Annotated in this window: 26 protein-coding genes and 2 pseudogenes; 16 read left to right on the top strand and 12 right to left on the bottom strand. The window is 44.8% G+C overall.

The features are described 5' to 3' along the window. Positions 1-159: 159 nt before the first annotated feature. The 3 genes from F6K49_RS09100 (at position 160) to F6K49_RS09110 (ending at position 2994) form a co-directional block, all read left to right on the top strand. Positions 160-378: a hypothetical protein gene (locus F6K49_RS09100; RefSeq protein ID WP_293020155.1), complete on the top strand. Its 219-nt coding sequence runs from the start codon at positions 160-162 to the stop codon at positions 376-378. Between the two features lie 4 nt (positions 379-382). Further along, entirely contained in the window at positions 383-1867 is a 1485-nt protein-coding gene (locus F6K49_RS09105; protein WP_293095988.1) for a sodium:solute symporter family protein, read from the top strand. 566 nt (positions 1868-2433) lie between these two features. Next, positions 2434-2994, top strand: a complete 561-nt coding sequence (locus F6K49_RS09110) for a 3'-5' exonuclease (RefSeq protein WP_075899713.1) — start codon at positions 2434-2436, stop codon at positions 2992-2994. Between the two features lie 6 nt (positions 2995-3000). On the opposite strand, the gene F6K49_RS09115 is transcribed toward F6K49_RS09110, so the two are convergent. Continuing rightward, positions 3001-3159: a hypothetical protein gene (locus F6K49_RS09115; RefSeq protein WP_293072256.1), complete on the bottom strand. Its 159-nt coding sequence runs from the start codon at positions 3157-3159 to the stop codon at positions 3001-3003. Positions 3160-3426: 267 nt separating this feature from the next. On the opposite strand from F6K49_RS09115, the gene F6K49_RS09120 reads away from it, so the two are divergent. Further along, a complete protein-coding gene (locus tag F6K49_RS09120; RefSeq protein ID WP_293095992.1) occupies positions 3427-4023 on the top strand; it encodes an RNA 2'-phosphotransferase in 597 nt (198 codons plus the stop codon). Here F6K49_RS09120 and F6K49_RS09125 read toward each other — a convergent pair. Together F6K49_RS09125 and F6K49_RS09130 are read right to left on the bottom strand one after the other, a co-directional pair. Next, positions 3977-4276, bottom strand: coding sequence for a hypothetical protein (locus F6K49_RS09125; RefSeq protein ID WP_293040540.1), 300 nt, complete (start codon positions 4274-4276; stop codon positions 3977-3979). The two genes, F6K49_RS09120 and F6K49_RS09125, sit on opposite strands and share 47 nt — an antisense overlap. 16 nt (positions 4277-4292) lie before the next feature. Continuing rightward, positions 4293-5015 carry a phosphoribosyltransferase family protein gene (locus F6K49_RS09130; protein WP_293040537.1) on the bottom strand — a complete coding sequence of 241 codons (723 nt, stop codon included), beginning with the start codon at positions 5013-5015 and terminating at the stop codon, positions 4293-4295. Between the two features lie 163 nt (positions 5016-5178). Between F6K49_RS09130 and F6K49_RS09135 the strand changes: the two genes are divergently transcribed. Further along, entirely contained in the window at positions 5179-5874 is a 696-nt protein-coding gene (locus tag F6K49_RS09135) for a uracil-DNA glycosylase (RefSeq protein ID WP_293095995.1), read from the top strand. A gap of 292 nt (positions 5875-6166) precedes the next feature. Continuing rightward, positions 6167-6676 carry an NUDIX domain-containing protein gene (locus F6K49_RS09140; RefSeq protein ID WP_293095998.1) on the top strand — a complete coding sequence of 170 codons (510 nt, stop codon included), beginning with the start codon at positions 6167-6169 and terminating at the stop codon, positions 6674-6676. 268 nt (positions 6677-6944) lie between these two features. Here the strand turns inward: F6K49_RS09140 and sodC are convergent, their stop codons facing one another. From sodC to F6K49_RS09160, 4 genes are all read right to left on the bottom strand, one after another. Continuing rightward, positions 6945-7475: a superoxide dismutase [Cu-Zn] SodC gene (gene sodC / locus F6K49_RS09145; protein ID WP_293023931.1), complete on the bottom strand. Its 531-nt coding sequence runs from the start codon at positions 7473-7475 to the stop codon at positions 6945-6947. Between the two features lie 193 nt (positions 7476-7668). After that, the gene (locus F6K49_RS09150; protein ID WP_293096001.1) at positions 7669-8418 is read right to left on the bottom strand and encodes a class I SAM-dependent methyltransferase; all 750 of its coding nucleotides are present in this window, start codon (positions 8416-8418) and stop codon (positions 7669-7671) included. Between the two features lie 233 nt (positions 8419-8651). Continuing rightward, a complete protein-coding gene (locus F6K49_RS09155) occupies positions 8652-8993 on the bottom strand; it encodes a hypothetical protein (RefSeq protein WP_293023927.1) in 342 nt (113 codons plus the stop codon). 376 nt (positions 8994-9369) lie between these two features. Then, the gene (locus F6K49_RS09160; protein ID WP_293096004.1) at positions 9370-9507 is read right to left on the bottom strand and encodes a hypothetical protein; all 138 of its coding nucleotides are present in this window, start codon (positions 9505-9507) and stop codon (positions 9370-9372) included. 174 nt (positions 9508-9681) lie between these two features. Between F6K49_RS09160 and F6K49_RS09165 the strand changes: the two are divergent. The 3 genes and pseudogenes from F6K49_RS09165 to F6K49_RS09175 all read left to right on the top strand — a co-directional run. Further along, positions 9682-9948 (top strand): annotated as a pseudogene (locus F6K49_RS09165) (GGDEF domain-containing protein); the annotation flags it as partial. A gap of 96 nt (positions 9949-10044) precedes the next feature. Then, positions 10045-11049 carry an EAL domain-containing protein gene (locus F6K49_RS09170; protein WP_293096009.1) on the top strand — a complete coding sequence of 335 codons (1005 nt, stop codon included), beginning with the start codon at positions 10045-10047 and terminating at the stop codon, positions 11047-11049. Positions 11050-11318: 269 nt separating this feature from the next. Then, positions 11319-12569 (top strand): competence/damage-inducible protein A, encoded by a 1251-nt coding sequence (locus F6K49_RS09175; protein ID WP_293023922.1) that lies wholly within the window; start codon positions 11319-11321, stop codon positions 12567-12569. A gap of 72 nt (positions 12570-12641) precedes the next feature. Here F6K49_RS09175 and F6K49_RS09180 read toward each other — a convergent pair whose 3' ends face one another. The 3 genes from F6K49_RS09180 to rpaB form a co-directional block, all read right to left on the bottom strand. Further along, the gene (locus F6K49_RS09180; RefSeq protein WP_293074034.1) at positions 12642-13181 is read right to left on the bottom strand and encodes a DUF456 family protein; all 540 of its coding nucleotides are present in this window, start codon (positions 13179-13181) and stop codon (positions 12642-12644) included. Between the two features lie 28 nt (positions 13182-13209). Then, a complete protein-coding gene (locus F6K49_RS09185; RefSeq protein ID WP_293023919.1) occupies positions 13210-13854 on the bottom strand; it encodes a cofactor assembly of complex C subunit B in 645 nt (214 codons plus the stop codon). Between the two features lie 61 nt (positions 13855-13915). Then, positions 13916-14647 carry a response regulator transcription factor RpaB gene (gene rpaB, locus F6K49_RS09190; protein WP_293023917.1) on the bottom strand — a complete coding sequence of 244 codons (732 nt, stop codon included), beginning with the start codon at positions 14645-14647 and terminating at the stop codon, positions 13916-13918. A gap of 204 nt (positions 14648-14851) precedes the next feature. On the opposite strand from rpaB, the gene radA reads away from it, so the two are divergent. Together radA and F6K49_RS09200 are read left to right on the top strand one after the other, a co-directional pair. Further along, entirely contained in the window at positions 14852-16432 is a 1581-nt protein-coding gene (radA, locus tag F6K49_RS09195; protein ID WP_293096014.1) for a DNA repair protein RadA, read from the top strand. Beyond that, on the top strand, positions 16362-16547 hold the full coding sequence (locus F6K49_RS09200; protein WP_293096017.1) for a hypothetical protein: 186 nt from the start codon (positions 16362-16364) through the stop codon (positions 16545-16547). The genes radA and F6K49_RS09200 overlap by 71 nt, the downstream gene beginning before the upstream one ends. On the opposite strand, the gene F6K49_RS09205 is transcribed toward F6K49_RS09200, so the two are convergent. Continuing rightward, entirely contained in the window at positions 16520-17266 is a 747-nt protein-coding gene (locus F6K49_RS09205; RefSeq protein ID WP_293096020.1) for a creatininase family protein, read from the bottom strand. The two genes, F6K49_RS09200 and F6K49_RS09205, sit on opposite strands and share 28 nt — an antisense overlap. Before the next feature lie 11 nt (positions 17267-17277). Next, positions 17278-17442, bottom strand: coding sequence for a hypothetical protein (locus F6K49_RS09210; RefSeq protein ID WP_293023910.1), 165 nt, complete (start codon positions 17440-17442; stop codon positions 17278-17280). A gap of 312 nt (positions 17443-17754) precedes the next feature. Between F6K49_RS09210 and F6K49_RS09215 the strand changes: the two genes are divergently transcribed. The 5 genes and pseudogenes from F6K49_RS09215 to F6K49_RS09235 all read left to right on the top strand — a co-directional run. After that, positions 17755-18501: a response regulator transcription factor gene (locus F6K49_RS09215; protein WP_293096023.1), complete on the top strand. Its 747-nt coding sequence runs from the start codon at positions 17755-17757 to the stop codon at positions 18499-18501. 145 nt (positions 18502-18646) lie between these two features. Continuing rightward, the gene (locus F6K49_RS09220; protein ID WP_293096026.1) at positions 18647-19954 is read left to right on the top strand and encodes a PAS domain-containing sensor histidine kinase; all 1308 of its coding nucleotides are present in this window, start codon (positions 18647-18649) and stop codon (positions 19952-19954) included. Between the two features lie 475 nt (positions 19955-20429). Then, the gene (gene phoU / locus F6K49_RS09225) at positions 20430-21131 is read left to right on the top strand and encodes a phosphate signaling complex protein PhoU (protein ID WP_293096029.1); all 702 of its coding nucleotides are present in this window, start codon (positions 20430-20432) and stop codon (positions 21129-21131) included. Positions 21132-21582: 451 nt separating this feature from the next. Next, entirely contained in the window at positions 21583-23286 is a 1704-nt protein-coding gene (locus tag F6K49_RS09230; protein ID WP_293096032.1) for an iron uptake porin, read from the top strand. Between the two features lie 343 nt (positions 23287-23629). Next, positions 23630-23940: pseudogene (locus F6K49_RS09235) on the top strand (hypothetical protein); the annotation flags it as partial.

Raw genomic sequence — 23940 nt, forward strand, 5'->3', positions numbered from 1 at the left:
GACGAGGGTCTTCGAGCTCTGCAAAGGCTTCTATAATTGCGATTTGAGACACAAGAGTAGATGGATTAGACTAAATTTGCGCTCAATTATACCATATCTTGTTTATATTTAGAATGAAATAGCCCTGCCCTACTCCCTACTCCCTTTCCTAAAGTGCTGATGCCAATTTTAAAATCCTCATTTTTCTGGTTTTTCTGCTTTACGGTAATTTTCCTGCTATCCCAAGATTTCTGGTCTTGGCAGCAAGACATTTCCTTCTCCTTGCTCCATCTTCCCCCCTGGGTATTCTATTTTATTGCCTTACAAATTCTCCTCGCGATCGCATTGTTACTATTTGTGCTAAATTTCTGGGAAACTTCGTCTAAGGAAGACCGTTAAGGAGATGACACTAGACTCGATTATTCCCTATGTTGTGCTGGCCGGGTATTTATTAGTAACCCTTGTGGTAGGACTAGTTGGTTATCGCCAACAACAAAACACCCCTGACGATTATTTTTTAGCTGACCGTAACATGGGAGCAATTCTCCTATTTTTCACCCTAATTGCTACCAATTTCAGCGCCTTTGCTTTTCTGGGATTTTCAGGATCAGGGTATCGCATTGGTCTGAGTTATTACGGAATGATGGGGTTTGGAACTGGCTTAATCGCACTAACCTTTTATTTTATCGGTTATCGAGTCTGGCTTTTAGGCAACAAACACGGCTTAATCACCCCTTCTGAATTGATGGAAGCTCGTTTCCGTAGCACAGGTGTATCCCCTGGGATTAGCAATACCCTCAAATTAATTTTTCTGGCGGTTATGGTAATTTTCACCATTCCCTACTTAACCCTACAACCGATTGGAGCTGGCTATATTATTGAAACCTTAACCAATGGACAAATTCCTTATTTTACAGGGGCTACCTTTTTAACAATTGTCATCGTGCTGTATGTGTTCATGGGGGGAATGAGAAGCGTTGCCCTAACCGATGTTATCCAAGGGGTTTTAATGTTTACCTTAATGTTAGCAGCAGTAGCAGCAATTGCTTCTAGTCTGGGAGGGATTGCTGAAGCTAACCGTACTGTCTACACCCTTAAACCTGAATTGTTTTCTCGACAGGGTATAGATAATTTTTTTACCTATCGTAAGTGGTTTAGCTTCATGATTCTCTGGATGCTTAGTGTTCCTATGTTTCCCCAGATGTTCATGCGATTTTATACCTCAAAAAATAGCAATTCCCTAAAAGTTTCGGTAGTGATTTATCCCCTAGTAAGCGCTATCATGTTTATTTGTCCGGTGTTGATCGGAATGTGGGGACATATTTCCTTTTCTGACCTGACAGGAAAAGCATCTGATCAAGTGTTTCCGATGATGCTAGCGGAACATACACCAATCTGGCTAGCATCTTTAGTGATGGTGGGAGCATTAGCTGCAATGATGTCAACCTTGGACTCCCAGCTTTTGGCTCTCAGTTCCATGCTAACTAGAGATATTTATTTTGCTTATTTCCGTAAAACCGCTTCCCTCAAAGAACAAACCTTTGTTGGTAGACTACTGATTGTTTTATTGGCAATTATTGGTTTAATTATCGCCAAAAATCCCCCAGATACGATTACTGCGATCGCAACCCAAGCCTTTACCGGATTAGCAGTACTGTTTCCGACGGTAATTGCAGTATTGTATAGCAGAACTATTCATCCTCTGACCTGTATTGTATCGATTCTTGTGGGTGAAGCCGCAGTGATTGGCTTTCAGTTGGGGATTATTCCCAAAAGTCTTACCTTCGGTTTTCTGCCAGTTGTCCCTATTGTTGCCCTTTCCGGATTAATTATTATTGTCGGATCAATCAAGCCGATCCGGAGACTGGTTGATAGTCGTGAGTCTTGAGTGGGTCAGTGGTCAGTGGTCAGCTATCAGCTATCAGCTATCAGCTATCAGCTATCAGCTATCAGCTATCAGCTATCAGCTATCAGCTATCAGTCATTGGCCAACGGCTGACGGCACCTCAAGTAGCGTGCGCGTAGCGCATATGCTTACGTACTGAGTCTGGAGTTGGAGAGTCTTGAGTAGACATGCTTGGCAATTTGTATTATAATGTAATACAAACACAGTATTTGAGAATGTAGAATGTAGAATTTAGAATTTAGAATTTGAAATTTTACATTCTACATTCTACATTCTGTCTTCTATAGCAATTCTCTGTCTTGATGCAGTCGCTCATGGGGGAAACCCCCAAGACCGCGCTGCATCGCTATGCCATCAGGTACAAATGGATCCCCCGTTGGTCCCCCTTATCAAGGGGGACTTTGAGCTTGATAAGCGTACCTAATAAATCCTAGAAACGCTATACATTCTACATTCTTAATTCTACATTCTTAATTCTTAATTCTTAATTCTTAATTCTACATTCTAAATTCTACATTCTGACCAACATCGACTAGCCGGAGGATAATATGTCCAAAAAACTCGACCAAATTCTTGTTGTGGATGTTGAAGCCACCTGTTGGCAAGGGAAGCCACCCCCAGGACAAGAAAACGAAATCATTGAAATTGGGATTTGTGTATTGGATGTTGTTTCTGGGAAGCCCCTGGAAAAAGACAGTATTTTGGTAAAACCAGAACGCTCAAGGGTCAGTGAATTTTGTACTAAACTAACTACATTAACCCAGGAGCAAGTTGACCAGGGAATATCGTTTGTTGAAGCGTGTTCAATTCTACAAGATAAGTATTTATCTGCTCGGCGAGTGTGGGCCAGCTATGGGGATTATGATAGAAATCAATTTCAGAAACAGTGTACATCGCGTTTTTTGAGATATCCCTTCGGTCCCAGACATATCAACATCAAGACGTTGTTTGCTATTAGTTATGCTTTGCCCCATGAAGTTGGTATGGCACAAGCTTTGGATTTACTAAATTTACCGTTGGAAGGTACTCACCACCGGGGAGGAGATGATGCTTGGAATATTGCTTGGATCTTCTCAAGGTTACTTTCGCAATTCAGAACTACACCATGATATTGACTAGACTTGTTCCAGAAGTCGGGAATCGGGAATCGGGAATCGGGAATCGGGAATCGGGAACAGGGAATCGGGAATCGGGAATCGGGAATCGGGAATCGGGAATCGGGAATAATAATTGACGAAAAGCGATGCAGCGCGGTCTTTAATAATGTTTATCACCACTATTATAAAATAATAGCGATTTGCAGATAATTTAATTATGAAAATGAAGTTAAAAAAATAAAATCGACTTATTAATTTGCAATAATAAATAACTTAGTTTGCATACAAACTGCTCTATTCCCTGTTCCCGTCTTGATGCAGTCGCTCATGGGGGAAACCCCCAAGACCGCGCTGCATCGCTGTTCCCTGTTCCCTATTCCCTGTTCCCTGTTCCCTAAAAAAACCTAAATATGTACTTAAAAAATAGCAAACTACTATATCAATATGAATCCGTCTCGGTTAGTCAAAATTAGTAAATATTTGAGTAAGCATCTTCGGCACCAGCCTGAGGGAATTGGGATCACACTCGCTCCTGGTGGCTGGGTTGGTGTTGAGGAACTACTGGCGGCCTCTAAAAACCATTCCTTTCGGATCAGCCGTGCTGAATTAGATGAAGTGGTTGCCAAAAATGACAAGAAGCGCTTTTCCTTCGACTCCACAGGTACCCGAATTCGTGCCAATCAAGGTCATACGGTCAAAGTCGATTTACAACTAGAAGTTGTGGTTCCACCAGATGTGCTGTATCACGGCACAGGTCACCGGGCAGTTGAGTCAATTCTCCGGCAAGGTTTGTGTAAAATGTCGCGACATCATGTTCATCTATCGACAGATATGGCAACTGCCAGAAAAGTGGGAGCAAGACATGGTCGCCCTGTGGTTTTTGCCATTGATGCCGCAGCTATGCACAACGCCGGTCACAGCTTTTATTGTTCCGATAATGGCATTTGGTTAGTGGATTGGGTATCACCAGAATATTTAAAGTTCACATTTCAGTCTACATGTAATCGAAAAGGTGAGAAAAAGCATAAAAGCTGTAGATAATCAACACGATAGCCATTACCTGAACCATAGGGGAATTAGAGGAAGGCATGGTTGTACCCCTGACCCACATGGATACGGCTGCTCCCATAGCAAAGCTAGAACTGAGTACCAGATAGGGCCAGTCATCGGTATAATATCCCCAGGTGGCTAGTAATGCCATTGCCAATGAGGTCATCATTAATTCAACGAACTCTGGTGGATTGTACTGGGTTGAAAGCACTAATGTTCGCCACCAAAACTGCCAAAGTCTCATAAATTAAAGTAGCTAGTTAATGCTCTAGGCTAGCGTTGACTGAAGACTCTGATATTCTAATATAGTTATGCTGATAGTTATGCTCCTGTAAATAGCTTAGAGCTTCCTCGGTTTTAACTTGAGGAAATTTGAGGTAGAAGCGGCTGACACTTAGAAAGGGTTCCGGTGTTTGTAAGATAACCATGCGATCGCACCATTGTGATAACCAGGGTATTAATCCTCCTGGTGCCACTGGTGTGCAAATCCAGACCTGTGCTGGATTGTGGGCTTTTACTGCTGCGCTTGCTGCTGCTATGGTCATTCCAGTAGCAATGCCATCATCAACCAGCAACGCTAGGGCACCAGTAGGATTGGTTTTCGGACAACCCGGTTGCAGTTGAGCTACCTGAGCTTGGGCTTTTTCTTGAGCTTGAGCTAATACTATTTCCTGCCATTGAGCATTTTTGTTTCGCCATCGCCTTTGCCCAGACCAAAGTACAACTCCCGAGGAAGTCACCGCACCGATTGCTAATTCTGGGTTGCGAGCCGTGGTAATTTTTTTTGCCACTACAATATCTAGTGGACAATCCAGTGCCCGAGCTACTGGTGCTGCTACTGGGATACCCCCCCGAGGTAGTGCATATACAATAGGCGTTGCATCAATACCTGTAGCGTGCAGCCTGCTCACCAAGGGGATAAGTGCTTGAGCGAGCTGCTCACCGGCATCAGCGCGATCGCTAAACAGCGGGGCAGTGTGCATGGCTTCCTCCGGTATGAAGTTGCCTGATATATATTATAATTACGGATTTTTGTCAAGATTACTGTATCAAAAGAAAGATTGTAATAATTACTTGCTCACAATCTCCTCAATCTACTATTAGTAGTAAGGTGCCTTATGCCTGCAAAAATTTCTGTGAGCCCTCATGTCCAACGGAGAACAACTTAGTCTTTTTGACGAGTCAGAGTTAACCCCATCACAGCCGAACAATGTCCAAAGGGAGCTAATCCCCACTGATGCCAAAATCCCTATTCCTCCTGGCACTTACGACACCATGGAATCCTTGACAGAACACTGTCAATCTTGCCAACGCTGCGAATTAGGAGCTACCCGCACTCAGGCTGTTATTGGACGTGGCAACCCTAAGGCCCTAATTATGATTATTGGAGAAGGACCGGGTAAACAAGAAGATGAGACCGGTATGCCGTTTGTAGGCAGAGCAGGGAAACTGTTGGAGAAAATTTTGGCATCTGTGAAAATCGATAGTGAACAAGATGTATATATTTGTAACATGGTGAAGTGCCGACCTCCTGGTAACCGCACCCCTACTCCTGATGAAATTGAAGCGTGCAAACCTTACTTGTTGGAGCAAATTCGCCTAGTAGACCCCCAAATTATTCTGTTCACTGGTGCCACAGCGGTAAAAGGCTTAACTGGTAACAAGAAGGGGATTACTAAGATTCGGGGTACCTGGATGGAATGGGAAGGGCATAAGTGGTGTATGCCAATTCTCCATCCTGCTTACCTACTGCGGAATCCCAAACGAGATCAAGGTAGTCCAAAGTGGCTGATGTGGCAAGATATCCAGAAAGTGCGTGCTAAGTTAGATGAGATTCGCTGATTCCATAGATATTAGGGAGTAGGGAGTAGGGAACAGGGAATAGGGAACAGGGAATAGGGAACAGGGAGTAGAGATTAGTTAAGTTTTAAGTGTTAATTGTTAATTGTTAATTGACAACTTTAAATGGTCAATTAACAATTTTCATTCCAATTTTAAATTGACGAACAACCAAGAATGATACAGCGTTTTTCATAGCTATCAGGTACACAGGAGTTTTTCCATCTTACCTCTTACCTACTCCCTACTCCCTACTCCCTACTCCCTAAAAGCCAAGAATTTGTACCTCACCCAATTGAAAACTGCTGTAAAAATGATTATTGATGAAACTTGGTACCAACGACCGCCTGGAGTTTCTGAGGCTACCTCTGCTGGTGGTATTGTTGCCCGCCGTTGGGAGCAGCAGATATACATTGCTCTAGTTCAAGAAGGCAATAGACTTGAATACGTCTTACCCAAAGGTCATGTAGAACCAGGAGAAAGCATTTTAGAGGCGGCAGAGCGAGAAATTGCGGAAGAAGCGGGCTTAAATGACCTGAAATTTATTGCTGAACTGGGAGTTAAGGAACGATTAGACTTTGCCAAACAGTGTTGGAAAAAGACTTACTATTTTCTGTTCATTACTGACCAAATTGAGGGGACTCCTACTGATCCATATCTAAGTTACCAGCTGCGATGGTTTCCAATAGATGAATTACCAACATTATTCTGGCCAGAACAACAAGAACTGATTCAAACCAATAGTAAGCTGATCCAAAATTCTGTAAGCATATGCGCTACGCGCAGGCTACGCCAACAGCCGTGAGCTAAAAGCTCACGCTACGCGAACAGCTGTCAGCCGTCAGCGTCCCATAACTCAAGATTAAACGAATGCTTACCTCTTTTATTGAAAAACACCGATTGCGCTACGGGCACCCTTGGCCTGTAGCCACGCTGCGCCAACGCGAACAGTAGCGTCGTGGCACAGGCTTCGACGCATCGGACCTAACCCATAAGCTGATAACTGATACGCGACACGCTGATACGCGACACGCTGATAGCTTACCCGTTAACTAAAACGCACAACACTGTGGCTAAATCACACCACAAGCCGCTCGAGCACCACCCCCTCCCAAGGGTTTGGGAGTGTCTGAATAATTGTCACCTTGGGCGTGAATGATCAGAGAGTGACCCTTAAGGTCAGCAACCTTTAACCGTGGGGCTACGACTGGAGTGTTAGCAACACCCTGTTGATTAACCACTAGCCTTGGCAAATCACCTAAATGACCATTACCGAATGGTCCTTCATGTTTGCCGGTATTTTCTGGATCATAATGACCACCAGCAGCTAAGCCTGGAACTACTTTACCTTCCTTCTCGGCTGGACCACAGTTGGGGTTTGTATGGACATGGAAGCCATGTTCTCCAGGAGTTAATCCAGACAGATTCGAGGTTAGCTGCAGACCCTTCTCGGTTTGGGTTGCTTTGACAATGCCAATCTCTTTACCAATGCCTTTGGTATCAGTCAAATGCATGCTCACCGTTAGTGGTGTTGACGCAGATTGATTGGAACAAGCCGAGATTAGAAATATTGCGATCGCAGCTAATAGGCTGATAATTTTCATACTCAACTACACCCCACTTACAGATAGGTCTCCAAGGGTTTGAGATCCTTTTGGATTTCCGTTTTGCTATTCCCTACCGTACCTGATTTCTGAGGATTTTTGAGCTTGAGCTGAGTTTCTCATCCTTCTAGCGTCAGACAAAGTAGCATGATGATCACTGTGAAGCTTAGGGAAACCTCAACCTGGCACCCATTCATCCCACCCCTAGCTGGAGTAGGCTTTGAGGGCTATTTTTGTAAAAGCACAACACTTGGCTAGTGTTGAGGGGATCCCGATACAGACACTCAACCCGATTAAAATTATGTTTCTGGGCAAGGGATTGCAGGGTGGTTTGGGTTTCGGGAAAATCACTAGACAATATATGACCCTCGACCATGGAAACTTCTTCGGGAGTCAGTTGAGCCCAGTCTTGGTAAACACCCTCTAGGTAACGTCTTAGATAGGCGTCTCGGGTTTCTCCATCTGTGGAAACTATATCGATCAGAATAAAAACACCATCAGCTTTTAGCAGATGACTCAGCTTAGCCATAATACCATCTTTTTGCTCAAAACTGAGGTGATGGAACGCAAAAGAACTTAGAATCCCGTCGAACCTATCCTGCTGCTTTTGTCCCAACTCAGAAACTACTTCAAAGAAGTCGCCCTGGATCAATGTCTGTTCGCAGGGGATAGAATTCATGTTATCACGAGCAATCTCTAGTGCTGGCTCAGAGAGGTCAATACCTTTGTAGGAAGCAATCGTGGTATTGGCTAAAGCCTGAGCCGTGAAGCTAGCATCACCGCAGCCGAGGTCAAGCATGGAGAAGGGCGTTGGAAAGTAGCTGACTATAAATGCGTGTAAGATGCCGTAAATTTCACGGTGTTTCATGTAATTGTTAGTCAGTATTTTTTGATAGAGTTGCCACTGACTCTCAAATATATTAGGTGACTGATCTGTTTTCATAAAACACCTTTTTTGTACTTTGGAAAAACCACTTATAGTTTAGCTAATCTATTAAGAAACACATGGTTAAATCCAAACCCCAGCCAGGATTTGATATTTTGTAAGCATTCAGCAATCAGCTAATACGCTACGCGCACGCTACTTGAGGTGCTATCAGCTATTAGCTAATGCGCTTTTAGCTCACGGCTGACCGCTGACGGCTGACCGCTGACGGCTAAATACTTACCTAAGTATTAATCATTATCCAGGTTGGATAGTTGAGTTTTCACATGAGCCAGATAGCTAGAATCATTGATGGTTTCTGGGGATAATCTTCCTCTTGCAATAGCACTTGCTACTAGGTCTTTGGCGGTAATTCTCTTGGTTTTTACAGCGCTGATGAAACCAGCATTACTGGGAATACCTTGGTCAGCAAAGTAGCCTTGATAAGCCAGATAGACCAGGTTAAATGGTTGAACTTCGACAATATTGTTACGGCTGGTGGTGGAGTTTGCAGCGATTTCTGATGCTAAGACGGGAGTGGTAGCGGTAGCAATCAACAAAGTGCCTAAACTGCCAAGTACGAGACGTTTCATGTTTGTTCCTCCTAAGATTGATTAGCTTAATTGGTGAACTGCTTATCTTTAATTACTAGAATGCAGGTCTTAACTGAGGAGGGAGTGACCGTTAACTGAGAATTTGATAAGGTCTTGCTTAGGAAACTGAATTAACCCTGGTTGACTGACAAAACTAATCAACCACGTACTGGTACGAAAGTATTTTGAATTCCAGTCGATACCGTCGTTTATCATGTTGTTTTCGTGAGGCCATCGCCGGGTCAGGATCATGATTACTCAGGTACGACCCGTGGCGAATTTAATTCTTAATGGGGAAAGCGCACCTATGTGAAACGAACCCGACGAATCAGTCTCCAGCCATTTTCGCTCGGAGGCTTTGACATCATGTTTATCACTACCCTCGCCTTGACCTACTGGTTTGCCGTAATATCATGTCAGGATAATTACCCTTAATAAAAATCTCCCCATCTCCCCATCTCCCCATCTCCCCATCTCCCCATCTCCCCATCTCCCCATCTCCCCATCTCCCCACATTCCCCACCCTCTCTTTAATTATGGGTATTCAACCAGACTTGATATGAGGGGGAACCTCAGGGTGTGATTCTCTTAATGGAAGAGATTAATTGATAAATTGGTTTTGAGGGGGAATGTCAGGGAATAGGGACTTCGGAGCAGGGAGCTGAGGGGGTGACAACGGCGAGACCAGTTACCTTTGGCTATAATTTTAATTGATGTGGATAGCTTCAAACGCTACAACGATTCCTATGGTCACCAAAACGGTGATCAATGTCTTCAACGAATTGCCAAAGCTATCGGTGATGTGGTCAAACCTCCAGCTGATTTAGTCGCGCGCTACGGTGGTGATGAGTTTGCGGTACTTTTGCCCAATACCGATGCCTCTGGGGCTACACAGGTTGCCCACTTGATTCAAAAGGCGGTGCAAGGTATAAAAATCATTAATTATCGCTATTAAAATCATAGTGATAATCATAGTGCCCCGATTAGAGAGCAGCTCACCCTGAGTTTAGGAATCGCCAGCGAGATTCCTAAACTGGATCAAAAACCAGGAATGTTAATCGCTAGGGCTGACAGAGCTCTGTATCAAGTCAAAGCCACAGGTGGCGATGGCTACGCAGTATGTACCAACCAAGGCCAGGGCGATAGGTTGGGTTTGGGAAAGTTAGAGGAAGAATTAGAAGAGGAATTGTATAGGGCAGTAGGGCAGCATGAGTTTATACTAAACTATCAGCCAATTATGTCCCTAGAGACCAGGCAAATCCTGGGGTTTGAGGTGTTGGTGCGTTGGCAGCACCCCAAGCAGGGACTGATCAGGCCATCCCAGTTTCTATCGATTGCTGAGCAAACCGGACTGATTCTTCCCCTGGGGGAGTGGGTTTTGAGTACTGCTTGTTGGCAGTTGCATGAATGGCAGCATCTGCGGAATACTATACCATTGTTCATCAGTGTCAACCTTTCTGCACAACAACTGTGCCATCCCACTTTCCTGCCTCAGCTTCAACAAATTTTGCAGGAGACTGGTATATCTGGGAGTAATTTAATATTAGAAATTACCGAAAATTCTCTACTAGCTGCAAAAGCCGACGGATGTATAGACTTAAACCAACTCCAAGCTGAGGGGATTCAATTAGCCCTAGATGATTTTGGCAGTAGCTACTATTGTCTGGCTCATTTAACGAATCTGCCCATAAACATCTTTAAAATTGACCCTTTTTTTGTCCAAACCATGGAGTCTGACCCCAAAAATGCAGCTATTGTTAAAACTATCATATTTATAGCTCACCAGCTCGGGATAACAGTAACAGCGAAAGCCATCGAAACTCCTGAACAAATGGCAAGCTTGCAAGAGTTAAATTGTGATTATGGGCAAGGTTTTTTTTATCGGAACCAATGGATGCTGAAGCCGCTTCGAGTGTTATCCAAGCGGGTAATTAGGGAATCGGGAATCGGGAATCGGGAATTGGGAATCGGGAATCGGGAATTGGGAATCGGGAATTGGGAATCGGGAATCGGGAAAAAATATTGTGTACCTCATAACTATGAAAAACGCTATTAATCGATATTGAATATATAATTAAAAAATAGATTATGACATTTTTTATAAAAAAAAATGTCATAATCATAAGCCTAATTCATTTATAAATGAATTAGGATAATTTTTGATGCCATATTACCTACTCCCTACTCCCTATTCCCTATTCCCTATTCCCTATTCCCTGTTCCCTTTTTTGTGAAAACGCTATAGTTTTAAAATTGCTGTCAGTGTGAGATTATAAGATAAGATCCGAAAGAAATGAATGTTATCTTGCCCCTGAGGCATAATCGATGAGTGCAGAAATTATTTGTGTAGGTACTGAACTGCTGCTGGGGGATATTCTCAACAGCAATGCTCAGTTTTTAGCCCAGGAGCTAGCGGCATTGGGGATTCCTCACTACTATCAGACAGTAGTGGGAGATAATATCGGGCGTTTACAGCAAGTATTGGCAATTGCTAGTGAGCGCTCCACTATCCTAATATTTACTGGTGGTCTTGGTCCGACGCCCGATGACTTGACCACGGAAGCGATCGCTAAATTTTTTGGTGCTCCTCTGATTGAAGAACCGGATGTTATAGAGGACATTACTCAGAAGTTTGCCCGGCGGGGACGTCAATTAACTACCAATAACCGCAAGCAAGCCCTAATTCCAGAAGGGGCACAAGTATTACCCAACCTGAACGGAACAGCTCCTGGTATCATCTGGAAACCCCGTGCTGATTTAACCATTCTCACGTTTCCTGGTGTTCCTAGGGAAATGCACCAGATGTGGCGAGACACGGCTGTTCCCTATCTCAAAAGCCAAGGCTGGGGTAAAGAAATCGTTTATAGCCGGATGTTGCGGTTTTGGGGGATTGGAGAATCGGCTTTGGCTGAGAAAGTTGCTCCCTTTTTTGACCTTACCAACCCCACCGTTGCTCCCTATGCTAGTAAGGGACAGGTGAGGTTAAGGGTTTCTGCCCGTGCGGCTTCAGAAAATGAAGCGCAACAGTTAATTGAACCAGTAGCCCAAAAATTACAGGAGATCGGGGGAATTAACTATTTCGGTACTGACACCGATACCCTAGCCTCTGTAGTGGGTCAGCTATTGACGGGTGCCTCAGAAACTTTGAGTGTAGCAGAATCCTGTACTGGCGGCGGTATTGGCAGTATGATAACCAGTGTCCCGGGGAGTTCTAATTACTTTCTGGGGGGTATCATTGCCTATGATAACGCTGTCAAAACTGGTGTACTGGGAGTGAATTCCTCAGATTTGAAGGCGATGGGGGCGGAAAGTAAGGTTGTAGCAGAGCAAATGGCAACAGGAGTGCGATCGCTTCTTTCTTCAACCTGGTCATTGAGTATTACAGGCATAGCTGGACCTGGAGGCAATACCGATACCAAGCCTGTGGGTCTAGTTTACATTGGTCTAGCCGGACCAGATGGCATTTTAGAATGCTACAAGTACACCTTGGGTCAACATCGGAGTCGGTCTGACCTACGTCACATCAGCGCCTGCTATGCCCTCGATCGCCTACGGTGCAAATTGCTGAGTCGGTGAACTTGTTAGTTAGCTTGTTAGGGTTAATTAGCAAGCAGTGCACCCATAACCCTTTTCAATCTAAATTTCAAGCTAAATCCCTGCACCTGGGGGCCAGGTGGTGAAAATAAACACCACCACAGTAGCGATCGCAAGCATTCCCTGAATCAAATTTCCTACCAATGAACCGACCACAATCCCCAAGCCAGCTTTAAAGGATTGCTTAATTCTAGGCTGTAACTTTAACTTCCGTTGATAGAGAAACTCACCTACAAACGCCCCTAACAACGGTCCCAGCACAATCCCTAGTAACGGTCCGCCGAAGGGCAAGGCGGGTAAAAGACCAAAAACCCCCAATAACAAGCCGATTATGGAACCAATTTGTCCCCAATTACTAGCACCAGCTTTTTTGGCTCCCCAGTAAGCGGCTAAAAAATCGACCCCCATACCGAGTAGCCACACAAAGATTGCTACGCCCAATGGCCAGGTGACGCTACTAAAGCCCTCAGCAATACCCCAAATTATGGTGGCAGCTAAAATCAACATGGCACCGGGAATGCCAGGAACAACCGAACCAATAATGCCTACTAGCATCAGCAGAATCAGGAACCAGTACAAAATGATTAACCACATTATTTAAATTCGAAGCGGTACCCACATCTTATAAATGACCAGAGAGAGTATTGGCGAGTTTATCAGCAATCCCCTCAATCCAATTTTCATCTTGTTTAGTGTAACTTCGGGGAGCATTGGCTGCCAAAATTAGCGCTCCTTGATTGCCAATTGGTTGACATATTACACCTTGTGTGTTATGTGGCAAGTAGTCAAATTCAAGTCGCCCTGGATAGAGCTTTAGGTTAACCAGATAGACGGCTTTTTGAGTTTCGAGAACCCGCTTGAGAATAGCTCCAGGCTCGACTTGGGGATTTTTGCCCAAGATCCCCCGCCGCAGCAGGACTTTGCCTTGGTATACCACCACAAGCGATCGCGTTACTGTATTAGTTAGTAATAGATGGGATGCCCAGGCTAATTCAGTTTTTACCTGATCTGGCAGTTCTGGAGCGAGTTCCAAACCCTCCTCGCCAATCAGTTTAACTGCATCAGGAGGTTTGGGCTGTACCTGCTGCCACAGTAAACCTGTCAAAATCAATACAGCACAAACAATTACCCCTACAGCATCAGAACGAGCTTGAGAATTGGTTAGCTGGGAGGTTAATAAACGGTTAATCAGCAACAGACCCCCTGCCAATCCTCCAACCGCAAATGGCAGCAGCCGCAGTACATCATTTTGGTCGGGTTTAGCCATCACTCACCTGTTGGTTGTTAGTTCAGTACTTAGGCAGCTGAAAGGAAACATCAAGGTGTTACTATTTTTCATCCCCCGGTTCAATGATCCGTTGGAACAAATAACCTGTACCTCGTGCAGTCAGAATTAGCTCAGGATTACTCGGGTCATCCTCTAACTTGGCTCGTAGCCGGGATATGTGGACATCTACTACACGGGTATCTACATGGCGTTCGGGGGTATAGCCCCACACTTCCTGCAAAATTTCAGAACGGGAGAATGGTTCTCCGGAACGTTTAACTAATAATTCCAGAAGACTGAACTCCATTCCAGTCAGCCGAATGCGCTCATCCCCTTTGTAGACCTGCCGCTTGTTGGTGTCAATTTTGATACTCGCAACATGAATCACGCCAGAACTAGGAATACCGCCAGTTCCGACTTTATCAACGCGCCGCAGTACGGAGCGAATACGGGCTTCCAATTCTTTTGGAGAAAAGGGCTTGACCACATAGTCATCTGCTCCTAACTCTAGACCGGTAATCCGATCAGCTACATCCCCTAAAGCAGTTAGCATAATAATGGGAATGTCTGATTCCTTGCGTAATTCTTGACAAACACCATAACCATCTAGCTTTGGCATCATCACATCTAACACCACTAGGTCAGGCTCTTGATTACGAAATGTGTCTAGGGCTTCTTCTCCATCGGCGGCTGTGACTACTTCGTAGCCAATCATGGATAACCTAGTTTCTAATATGCGACGGATACTGGCTTCGTCATCGACAACAAGAATTTTTTCTTTATGAGTTTCCAATTGACGTTATACTCCCGAAATGGTGAAGTAAGATTAATGATTTATTAATTTATCAGTAGTTTATCTCTTTAATCTAACGCTTTACAAAGTTGGTTTTATCGTTGAGAATTATATTTTCCTTGCTGGTGAAGTCTTTCTTGACTTTCATTAATGTTAATTTAATTATTGAGTTTTTTTAAGAGTTTTTAAGACTTTTCAAGTAGGATGCCGAAGCCTAAAACGCTCTATGTGTGTAATGCCTGTGGTGCTGAGTCCTCCCAATGGTTCGGCAAATGTCCTGCCTGTGGTACTTACAATTCCTTGGATGAGGTAGCTCCCCCATCCCCGGTCAAAATCAGTCGCGGGGGTTGGCAATCCAATACTTATTCCGATAACCACGAGCCTAACACTGGACCGGCTCAACCAAGATCATCCCTTACCTTCTCAGAAATTGTTGATACTGTCCAGATCCGCTTCCCCTCAGGCTATGGAGAACTTGACCGAGTCCTCGGAGGTGGTGTTGTGCCTGGGTCTTTAGTATTAATTGGTGGAGATCCAGGGATTGGCAAATCAACCTTAATGCTTCAAGTTGCCAATCAACTTGCTAAGTTGCATCGCATTCTATACGTTTGTGCAGAGGAATCAGGACAGCAGGTAAAGCTGCGAGCATCTCGCCTGGGTGTGGTATCAGCAGAAACCCCTGATCTCGAATCTAATAACGGTAGGGTGAAAAAGGAGGCTAAGTCTTCTAAGTCTAAGTCTTCTAAGTCAAAATCATCCAAAACTCCGATAGCTGCTCAAGACTCTGAGTCTAAATCTGAGTCTAAAGACGCTGATTTGTATATCTTACCAGAAACGGATTTAGAGGAAATTCTGCGAGAGTTGGAGTCCCTCAAACCTCAGGTAGCAGTGATTGACAGTATTCAGACCCTTTATTTTCCGGCCTTGACCTCTGCTCCTGGTTCTGTTGCTCAAGTCCGGGAATGTACCTCCGCCCTGATGCAGGTAGCAAAGCGGTCAAACATTACTCTGTTAATTGTGGGTCATGTGACCAAAGAAGGCGCGATCGCAGGACCAAGGGTACTGGAACACTTAGTGGATACTGTATTGTACTTCGAAGGCGATCGCTTTGCCTCCCATCGGCTACTGCGTTCTGTGAAAAACCGCTTTGGGGCTACTCATGAAATCGGTATTTTTGAAATGGTCAGCAACGGTTTGCAGGAAGTCTTGAATCCTTCTGATCTGTTTTTGGGTAACCGGGATGAAATGAGTCCTGGTACTGCTACTGTCGTGGCTTGTGAAGGTACTCGTCCGATTCTGGTAGAGTTGCAAGCGCTAGTAAGTCCTGCTAGTTATGGGGCACCCCGGCGCTCAACGACTGGAGTTGATTACAACCGGTTACAACAAATTCTGGCAGTCTTGGAAAAGCGAGTCGGGATTCCCCTATCCAAATTAGATGCTTATGTAGCAACAGCGGGGGGGCTAGGAGTAGAAGAACCCGCAGCTGATTTAGGAATGGCTATTGCCGTAGTAGCCAGTTTTCGAGATCGCGTTGTCGATCCTCGCACCGTTATGATTGGTGAAATCAGCTTAGGCGGGCAAGTGCGACTAGTCTCTCAGATGGAACTCCGACTCAAAGAAGCTGCCAAGTTAGGGTTCAAGCGAGCGATCATACCCAAAGGTCAAACCTTATCTGATCTTGGTATTGAAATTATTCAAGTATCTAGAGTACTAGATGCCATTATCGCTGCCTTGCCTGGGGGATTACGCCAAGACTTCCCTGAAGATATCGAGGATCAGATCTAAGATCAAGTCCAGTTACATAACCAATTCCCGATTCCCGATTCCCGATTCCCGATTCCCGATTCCCGATTCCCGATTCCCAATTCCGATTCACTCTGCAGCCAGAAACTCCAAATAACTACCACTCAACTCCTTGACTGCCAACTCATAAAACTGCTTACCATGTTGCGGTGTTGCTAAGGCTGGATTAGACCCCATACGACCATCGGGATAACGGCGACGAAAATCTGCGGCTCCATAAATGGGGTGTCCAGACGCAACGGTTTCTGAGAGGGGTGCTTGTTTAATCGCTTCGGGATAGACATATTGGGTAAGTGCTACCTCAGAAGGAGTAGCATGGGAACCTTCTTGATCCCCATACAATTCCTTAGCTAATTTATATACAGAACGGCACATAAACCAATTAGCTAGCCGACACTGAACCCTTTCCCCATTGGGAATCTGTAAATCACTCAAGTGGGCGTAACTTTCAGAAAACGCTGCCTTAAGGGTAGCGATATTACCCCCATGACCATTGATAAAGAAAAACTTGGTAAACCCAGCTCTAGTCAAGCAAGTCAGGTAGTCTTTGAGCACCTGAATTAATGTACTAGGTTTCAAGCTGATGCTACCGGGAAAAGCCGTGTGGTGTAGCGCCATCCCGACATTAATGGTTGGAGCAACTAGGGCATTGGTTGCTTCAGAGACACCTTTTGCGATCGCTTCTGCACATATTGCGTCGGTGCCAATCAATCCAGTTGGTCCATGTTGTTCAGTTGAACCAATGGGCAGAATAATCCCTGGTGATTCCTTTAGGTAAGCTTCAATTTCTGTCCAAGTACTCAAGTGTAACAGCATGGTTAATCCTCTTAGAGGGTTAGTAGTTGTGATATCTGCCAAACCTCTCGTTTCAAGTAGGTGTAGAGGTTGAAGGTTATAAGGTTGAAGGTTGAACGCGATTGCGTGGCCAATAGGCCAAGGTTATAAGGTTGAAGGTTATAAGGTTGAACGCGATTGCGTGGCCAATAGGCCAAGGTTTTGTTTGCATATCATATAGCACTACCCATTAATATTAGGACATTCCTAAACTCCGAAACTTAGTCATAGCTTACTTTTGACTTCTGACGCAAGAACCTTGCTGACTTGCGCGTAGCGCTATACTACCTGGGATTTTCGGTTAATTTTCTCTCAATTAGGCAAAATGGCTCCATAATCTATCCGCAGCAAGATAATATATTGGGAAAAATAAGGTTAATTGATGATTAAGTCAATATTCTGATTGACAGATGCGTGGTACTACTTGTATATCTTGACGTGTAACCTCAGTTACCAACTTTTCTTACTTTATGCTTGCTCTCGACATACCCCACAGTACTTCCACTTCTGAGCTGACCAAGGCTAAACAAGTCTTAGTGGTGGAAGACGAAGAACTAATCCGAGAAATGATCGTCCTAGCCCTGGAAGAAGAAGGTTACGAGGTATTCAGTGCTGGGGACGGTGCTACAGCTTTGAGTATGCTTCAGGATACCGATCAAACTGGTTACTCTGTGGATTTGCTCATATTAGACCTAATGTTACCTCAGGTTAATGGTTTAGATCTGTGTCGGTTGCTACGTTATCGAGGAAATCCCATTCCTATCCTGATTCTGAGTGCCAAAGCTAGTGAAACGGATCGGGTTTTAGGTTTGGAAGTTGGTGCAGACGACTACCTCACTAAACCGTTCAGTATGCGGGAGTTGATTGCTCGTTGCCGAGCCTTAATTCGTCGCCAACACTTGAATGGTATGACTCCAACACCAGTGCAGCAATTCCGAGAGATCAAGCTGTACCCCCAAGAGTGTCGGGTGATGGTTCGGGGAGAAGACGTTAATTTATCTCCCAAAGAGTTTCGACTTTTGGAGTTATTTATCAATAATCCCCGCCGAGTTTGGTCTCGGGAGCAATTAATTGATCAAGTATGGGGAATGGATTTTGTGGGAGATACTAAAACCGTCGATGTTCATATTCGCTGGTTACGGGAAAAATTAGAGGAAGACCCTAGTAAACCAGAATACCTGATCACTGTACGCGGTTTTGGTTATCGGTTTGGATAAATAATCAAGGATAGAGAAAGGATAGAGAAAGGATAGAGAAAATATCAAGAATCAAGGATAAATAATGAATGAAATATGAAGCATAGATAAAGGATAAAGTAGTATAAAGTACGAAGTCCTTCATACTTCATATTGTTTTTTTGTTATGATAATCCTAGCATTTTTACTAGGTCTGGCTTTGGGAATTGGGCTGTGGCTGTGGCAGCAGCACCAACTCAAACGACGGCTACAGCAAATGCTGGGAACACTACAGGCGGATGCTACCAGCAACTCGTTGTCGGCAGTTTCTCGTTTGCGGCAAGCGATCGCAAGAGCCAATCATCAACGAGAACAGATCGAGCAAGAACTGCAAACGTGGCAGGGAGTAGTTCAGGTAGCACCCTTAGGTTATTTTCTGGTGGATGAAGAAAACCAGTTACTCTGGTGCAACCAGCAAGCGCGTCAGTTATTACATATTCATCACTGGGAATCAGGAGAAATCCGGTTATTCCTGGAGTGGGTGCGTTCCTACGAATTAGATCAGCTGATTCAAACTACCCGTCAGCAGCAGCAACCTGGGATCTGTGAATGGGTATTTCACCCCAGTTGCTTAAATGGGGAGGCCATGGGTGAAATGCGATCGCTTTATCTAAGAGCTTCCAGTTGGCCATTACCCCATAAACAAGTTGGTGTGTTTCTGGAAAACCAACAACCTTTGGTAGAACTGGCTGAGTCTCGCAACCAGTGGTTTGGGGATTTAGCCCACGAACTAAGAACCCCTTTAACCTCCATTAGTTTAGTGGCGGAAACCTTACAGAGCCGTCTGGAGCCTCAGGAAAGCCGCTGGGTCGAGAAAATGCTCGCAGAAGTCAAACGGCTGATTCAGCTTGTGGAAGATTGGCTGGAAATTAGTAAACTCAAGCAAGACCCCACTCTACATCTTAACTGTCAATCCATAGAACTAAAGAGTTTAATTTTTAGGGTCTGGCAAACCTTAGAACTCCTAGCCCAACAGAAAGACTTAACCCTTGCCTATAATGGACCTAATCAAGTGTATCTGCAAGCTGATCCCTCTCGCCTGACTCAGGTGTTTCTGAATTTATTTGACAACAGTATTAAACACAGCCCACCTCAGGCTGCCATTCGAGTTGAGGTTAATGCTATATCTTCCCAGAAGGCGGCTGTTTGCGATACTTGGATTCAAATTAAGGTGATCGATGCAGGAGATGGTTTTGCCGAGTCAGATTTACCCCGTGTCTTTGAGCGACTTTACCGGGGAGATCAGTCAAGAGCCAGAGAGCAGACTAATTATAGTAATGGAGACTCCTTACCTGTTCGTGGTGGCAGTGGTCTAGGACTATCCATTGTGCAGCAAATTATTGAAGCTCACGGTGGCTCTATCCTAGCCAGCAATCACTGGGAAACAGGTGGTGCCTGTATAGAAATTGCACTTCCAGATACCACCAAAGGTTGATTCAATTTGCTATTACTTAGTGTTATAGTGTCTTATCCTGCTCGCCCTGGTAGGTTGTTTGGTTAAAGGTTAAAGGTTGAAAGTTAAAGGTTGTTCCCGTAGCGTGGCCATTCGCGTAGCGTAGCCCAAAGGCCAAGGCCAAGGTTAAAGGTTAAAAGTTGTTTGGTTGTTCCCGTAGCGTGGCCAATAGGCCAAGGTTTAATAACCTGTAACCAGCTAACCAGCTAACCAGCTAACCAGCTAACCAGCTAACCTGTATTCGGCTAACCTGTAACCCCTAAAACTTTCATTGAAATACTGCCTGTTAATTTGTTCACCGGAAGGATGGCTAAGCGCGATTGGCCTTTGGCCACGCTACGCGAACGCATCTAATCAAGATGTCCTGTTGGGCAGTTATTTATGTTAAGTGCTTTCTTACCCATGCATAAATGTAAAGGACAGGGGCTTCCAGCCTTCCCTTACCAACCCCTATTTTATGGTGAGTTTATCTTCTCCTACTAGTTCTGTCAGCAACATGTCTGAGCGTTCCCACTTCCAGCGCTCTCTGAAGCGTTTGGCACAAGATGTTCTGCGTATGGGGGCTCTGGTAGAGCAATCTTTTCGACTCAGCCATCAAGCCCTCTTTGAGCGCAATCTCGAGACTGCCCAACATCTTGCCTCTCTTGATAAGCGCATTGATGGCTACTATCACCAAATTGAGATGGAATGTGTCACGTTAATGGCTCTGCAATCTCCCGTTGCCCAAGATTTACGGCTTCTGAGTGCCTTTATGCAACTAGTACGAGACTTAGAGCGCATTGGTGATTATGCTGAAGACCTCGGAGAACTATCAATAAAACTGTTTCCTTATCCACCCCATGCCTGTATGCCAGAGGTTGAACTGATGTCTCATCATGCCCAAGCTATGCTGGCAACAAGTTTGAAAGCCCTAGCGGATTTAGATGCCATTGCTGGGCAAACCGTCAAAAAGCTGGACGACACAGTCGATGATGCCTATGACCAAGTTTATCAAACCTTGGCCAGTCAAAGGGATATCAAGGGTGTTGTTGAACCAATTCTTTTACTGGGACTAGTGATTCGCCATTTAGAACGAATGGCTGACCATGCTACCAATATCGGTCAACGAGTCTCTTATATTGTCACTGGTCAACGTTCAGGAGTTACTCCTGGCCGTTAGGTTCACTGCTTAGATAGCAATCCAATCTGAGTTTTTACATACCATAACAAACCAAGAGGGCAACAATGGGTAAGAATTTGCTCCCCTTGCTTGTTGACGTTGCAATTAGGATTGCTATACCATATTCTAGCCAGATAATATGCTAGCCGTAAACATAAAAGCGTCCTTCTTAACCTGAGTATTACCAAAGCCTTACCTCCTCTTCAACCTCAACCGGTAAAATATAGAGCGCACAGACAGCTATTGCTCTGTTGCTTAAAAACATTGGTATCCTACGTCACTACAATCGAGTATTTTTCTCGAAAAGCTAGCTCCCCTGATCACACAAAGAATGATATGCTAATCCAGAGTTGTCCTATAACTACCGAATTTTAGTGGTTGTAGGAGAAAGTTGCGGACTGCGTTGAGTCCAATCGTGTTGTCTACTAGGTGTGAGGTTGATTGATAAATTATGTCAACAGTTTTTTGGAATACGATCAAATATAGTCCCGCTGTACTAGGGGCTTCACTGCTGGTAGCTAACAGTGCCTATGGTGCTCCCAGCCTTGAGGAATCTTCTACTGAAGCTCAAGTGGGTCAACAAGAGCTAACGGTTGCCCAGGCCACCAGTGAGTCTAACTCGGAAATTTTAAAACAAATCAATATCTACAACAACGAGGGCACAAATGTAGATTCGATCGACCAGGTCACCAGTGTTTCCCAACTGCGGGACGTATCTCCTGGTGACTGGGCCTATGAAGCTTTGCGCTCTCTGGTAGAACGGTATGGCTGTATTGCTGGTTATCCTAACCGCACATTCCGTGGAAACCGGGCAACTACCCGTTATGAGTTTGCGGCTGGTTTGAATGCTTGCTTGAACCAGATTGAGCGGTTAATTGCGGCTAGCACAGCTGATTTTATTACCAGGGAAGACCTGGAAACCCTGCAACGGCTGATTCAAGAGTTTGAAGCAGAACTGGCTACCCTAGGGGCACGGGTGGATAACCTCGAAGGTCGGGTGGCTTTCCTAGAAGACCATCAGTTCTCTACCACCACCAAACTAAAAGGGGAAGTTCTGTTTACCTTTGCTGGTGCCTTTGGGGATCAAAAAGCTGATGGTAGTGGGGATGGCATTGATGAAAACATTACCCTCAGCAACCGGGTACGTCTGAACTTCGATACCAGCTTCACCGGTAAAGACCGGTTGAGAACTCGTTTGCAGGCAGGAAACTTTACTAGGCTCAGTGATGTCACTGGTACCGACATGGCTCGCTTGGGTCATGATGCCGGTGGTGGCAACGATGTTGAGATTAATGACTTGTACTACCGTTTCCCTATTGGTAAGAAATTCAGGGGTTATGTGGGAACCACTGGCCTTGACTTGAATAACATTTTCGACCCCACCAACCCCTTCCTGGCAAGCAGTGGCAGTGGTGGCTTATCCCGGTTTGTCCGCCGTAACCCCCTAACCCTTCGCGGAGCAGAGGGAGCTGGTGCCGGTTTCAGCTATAAATTTAGTGATGCCTTGAAACTATCAGTACTTTATCTAGCTGATGATGGTGATGCGCCTAATCCCGGTGAGGGCTTAGGATTGTTCAATGGTGCCTATAGTGCTGGTGCTCAACTGGGTATTTCACCCATTGATAACTTGGATTTATCTTTGATCTACATCCGTAGCTACCAGCCAGGAGACGATGTCAATCTTTCCGGTAGCACAGGTAGTAGCATTTCCAAGCGCCCCTTCGGCAGGGTGGCTACCTCTGCCAATCGCTTTGGAGCACAAGCTAGTCTTCGCCTGACCTCACAAATTCACCTAGGCGGTTGGTTTGGTTATATTGATGCTGAAGCCGAAGATGATGGCAATGGTGGGCTAACTGAAGAAGGTGATAATGCTGACATCTTCACCTGGGCAGCTAACTTGTCTTTCATTGATTTAGGCAAAGAGGGAGCTGTGTTCAGTATTGCCGGGGGTATGCCACCTAGGGCTAGCGAAGTTGATGGTGACAATCCAGAAGATGAAGATACTTCCTACCTGATTGAGGCACAGTACAAATTCCCGATTACCAAGAACATCCTGATTACTCCAGGAGCCTACGTTATTTTCAATCCTAATCACAATGATGGTGATGATGATACGATTTGGGTCGGAGCAATCCGTACCACTTTTAAGTTCTAGGTAAAAATTCTAGCTAAAAATTCTAGGGTTTGCTATCAGCTATCTGCTGTCATTTATCAGCAGATAGCTGACTAGTTTATGAGAAAGCGTTACCTCCCTTTCAACCTCACCCCCTATAATCGCACTTCGTACAGAAACCCATTGCTCTGTTGGTTATCGAGACTGGTATCGTAAGTGACTATGATCGAGGATGAGTATCTTTCTCGAAAAATCACACAAAAAATGATATCTTAATCCAGAGTTGTCTTAGACCTAACTAATTTTAGTGGTTATAAGGAAAAAATTGCGGACTCAGTTGAGTCCAATAGTGTCGTCTACTAGGTGTGAGGTTGATTGAGCAAGGATGTCAACAATTTTTTGGAATACGATCAAATATAGTCCCGCTGTGCTAGGGGCTTCACTGCTGGTGGCTAACAGTGCCTATGGTGCTCCCAGCCTTGAGGCATCTTCTACTGAAACTCAACTGGCTCCACAAGATCTAACCGTTGCCCAGGCTACCAGTGAGTCTAACTCGGAAATTTTAAAACAAATCAATATCTACAACAACGAGGGCACAAATGTAGATTCGATCGACCAGGTCACCAGTGTTTCCCAACTGCGGGACGTATCTCCTGGTGACTGGGCCTATGAAGCTTTGCGCTCTCTGGTAGAACG

This window comes from Moorena sp. SIO3I6 (assembly GCF_010672095.1).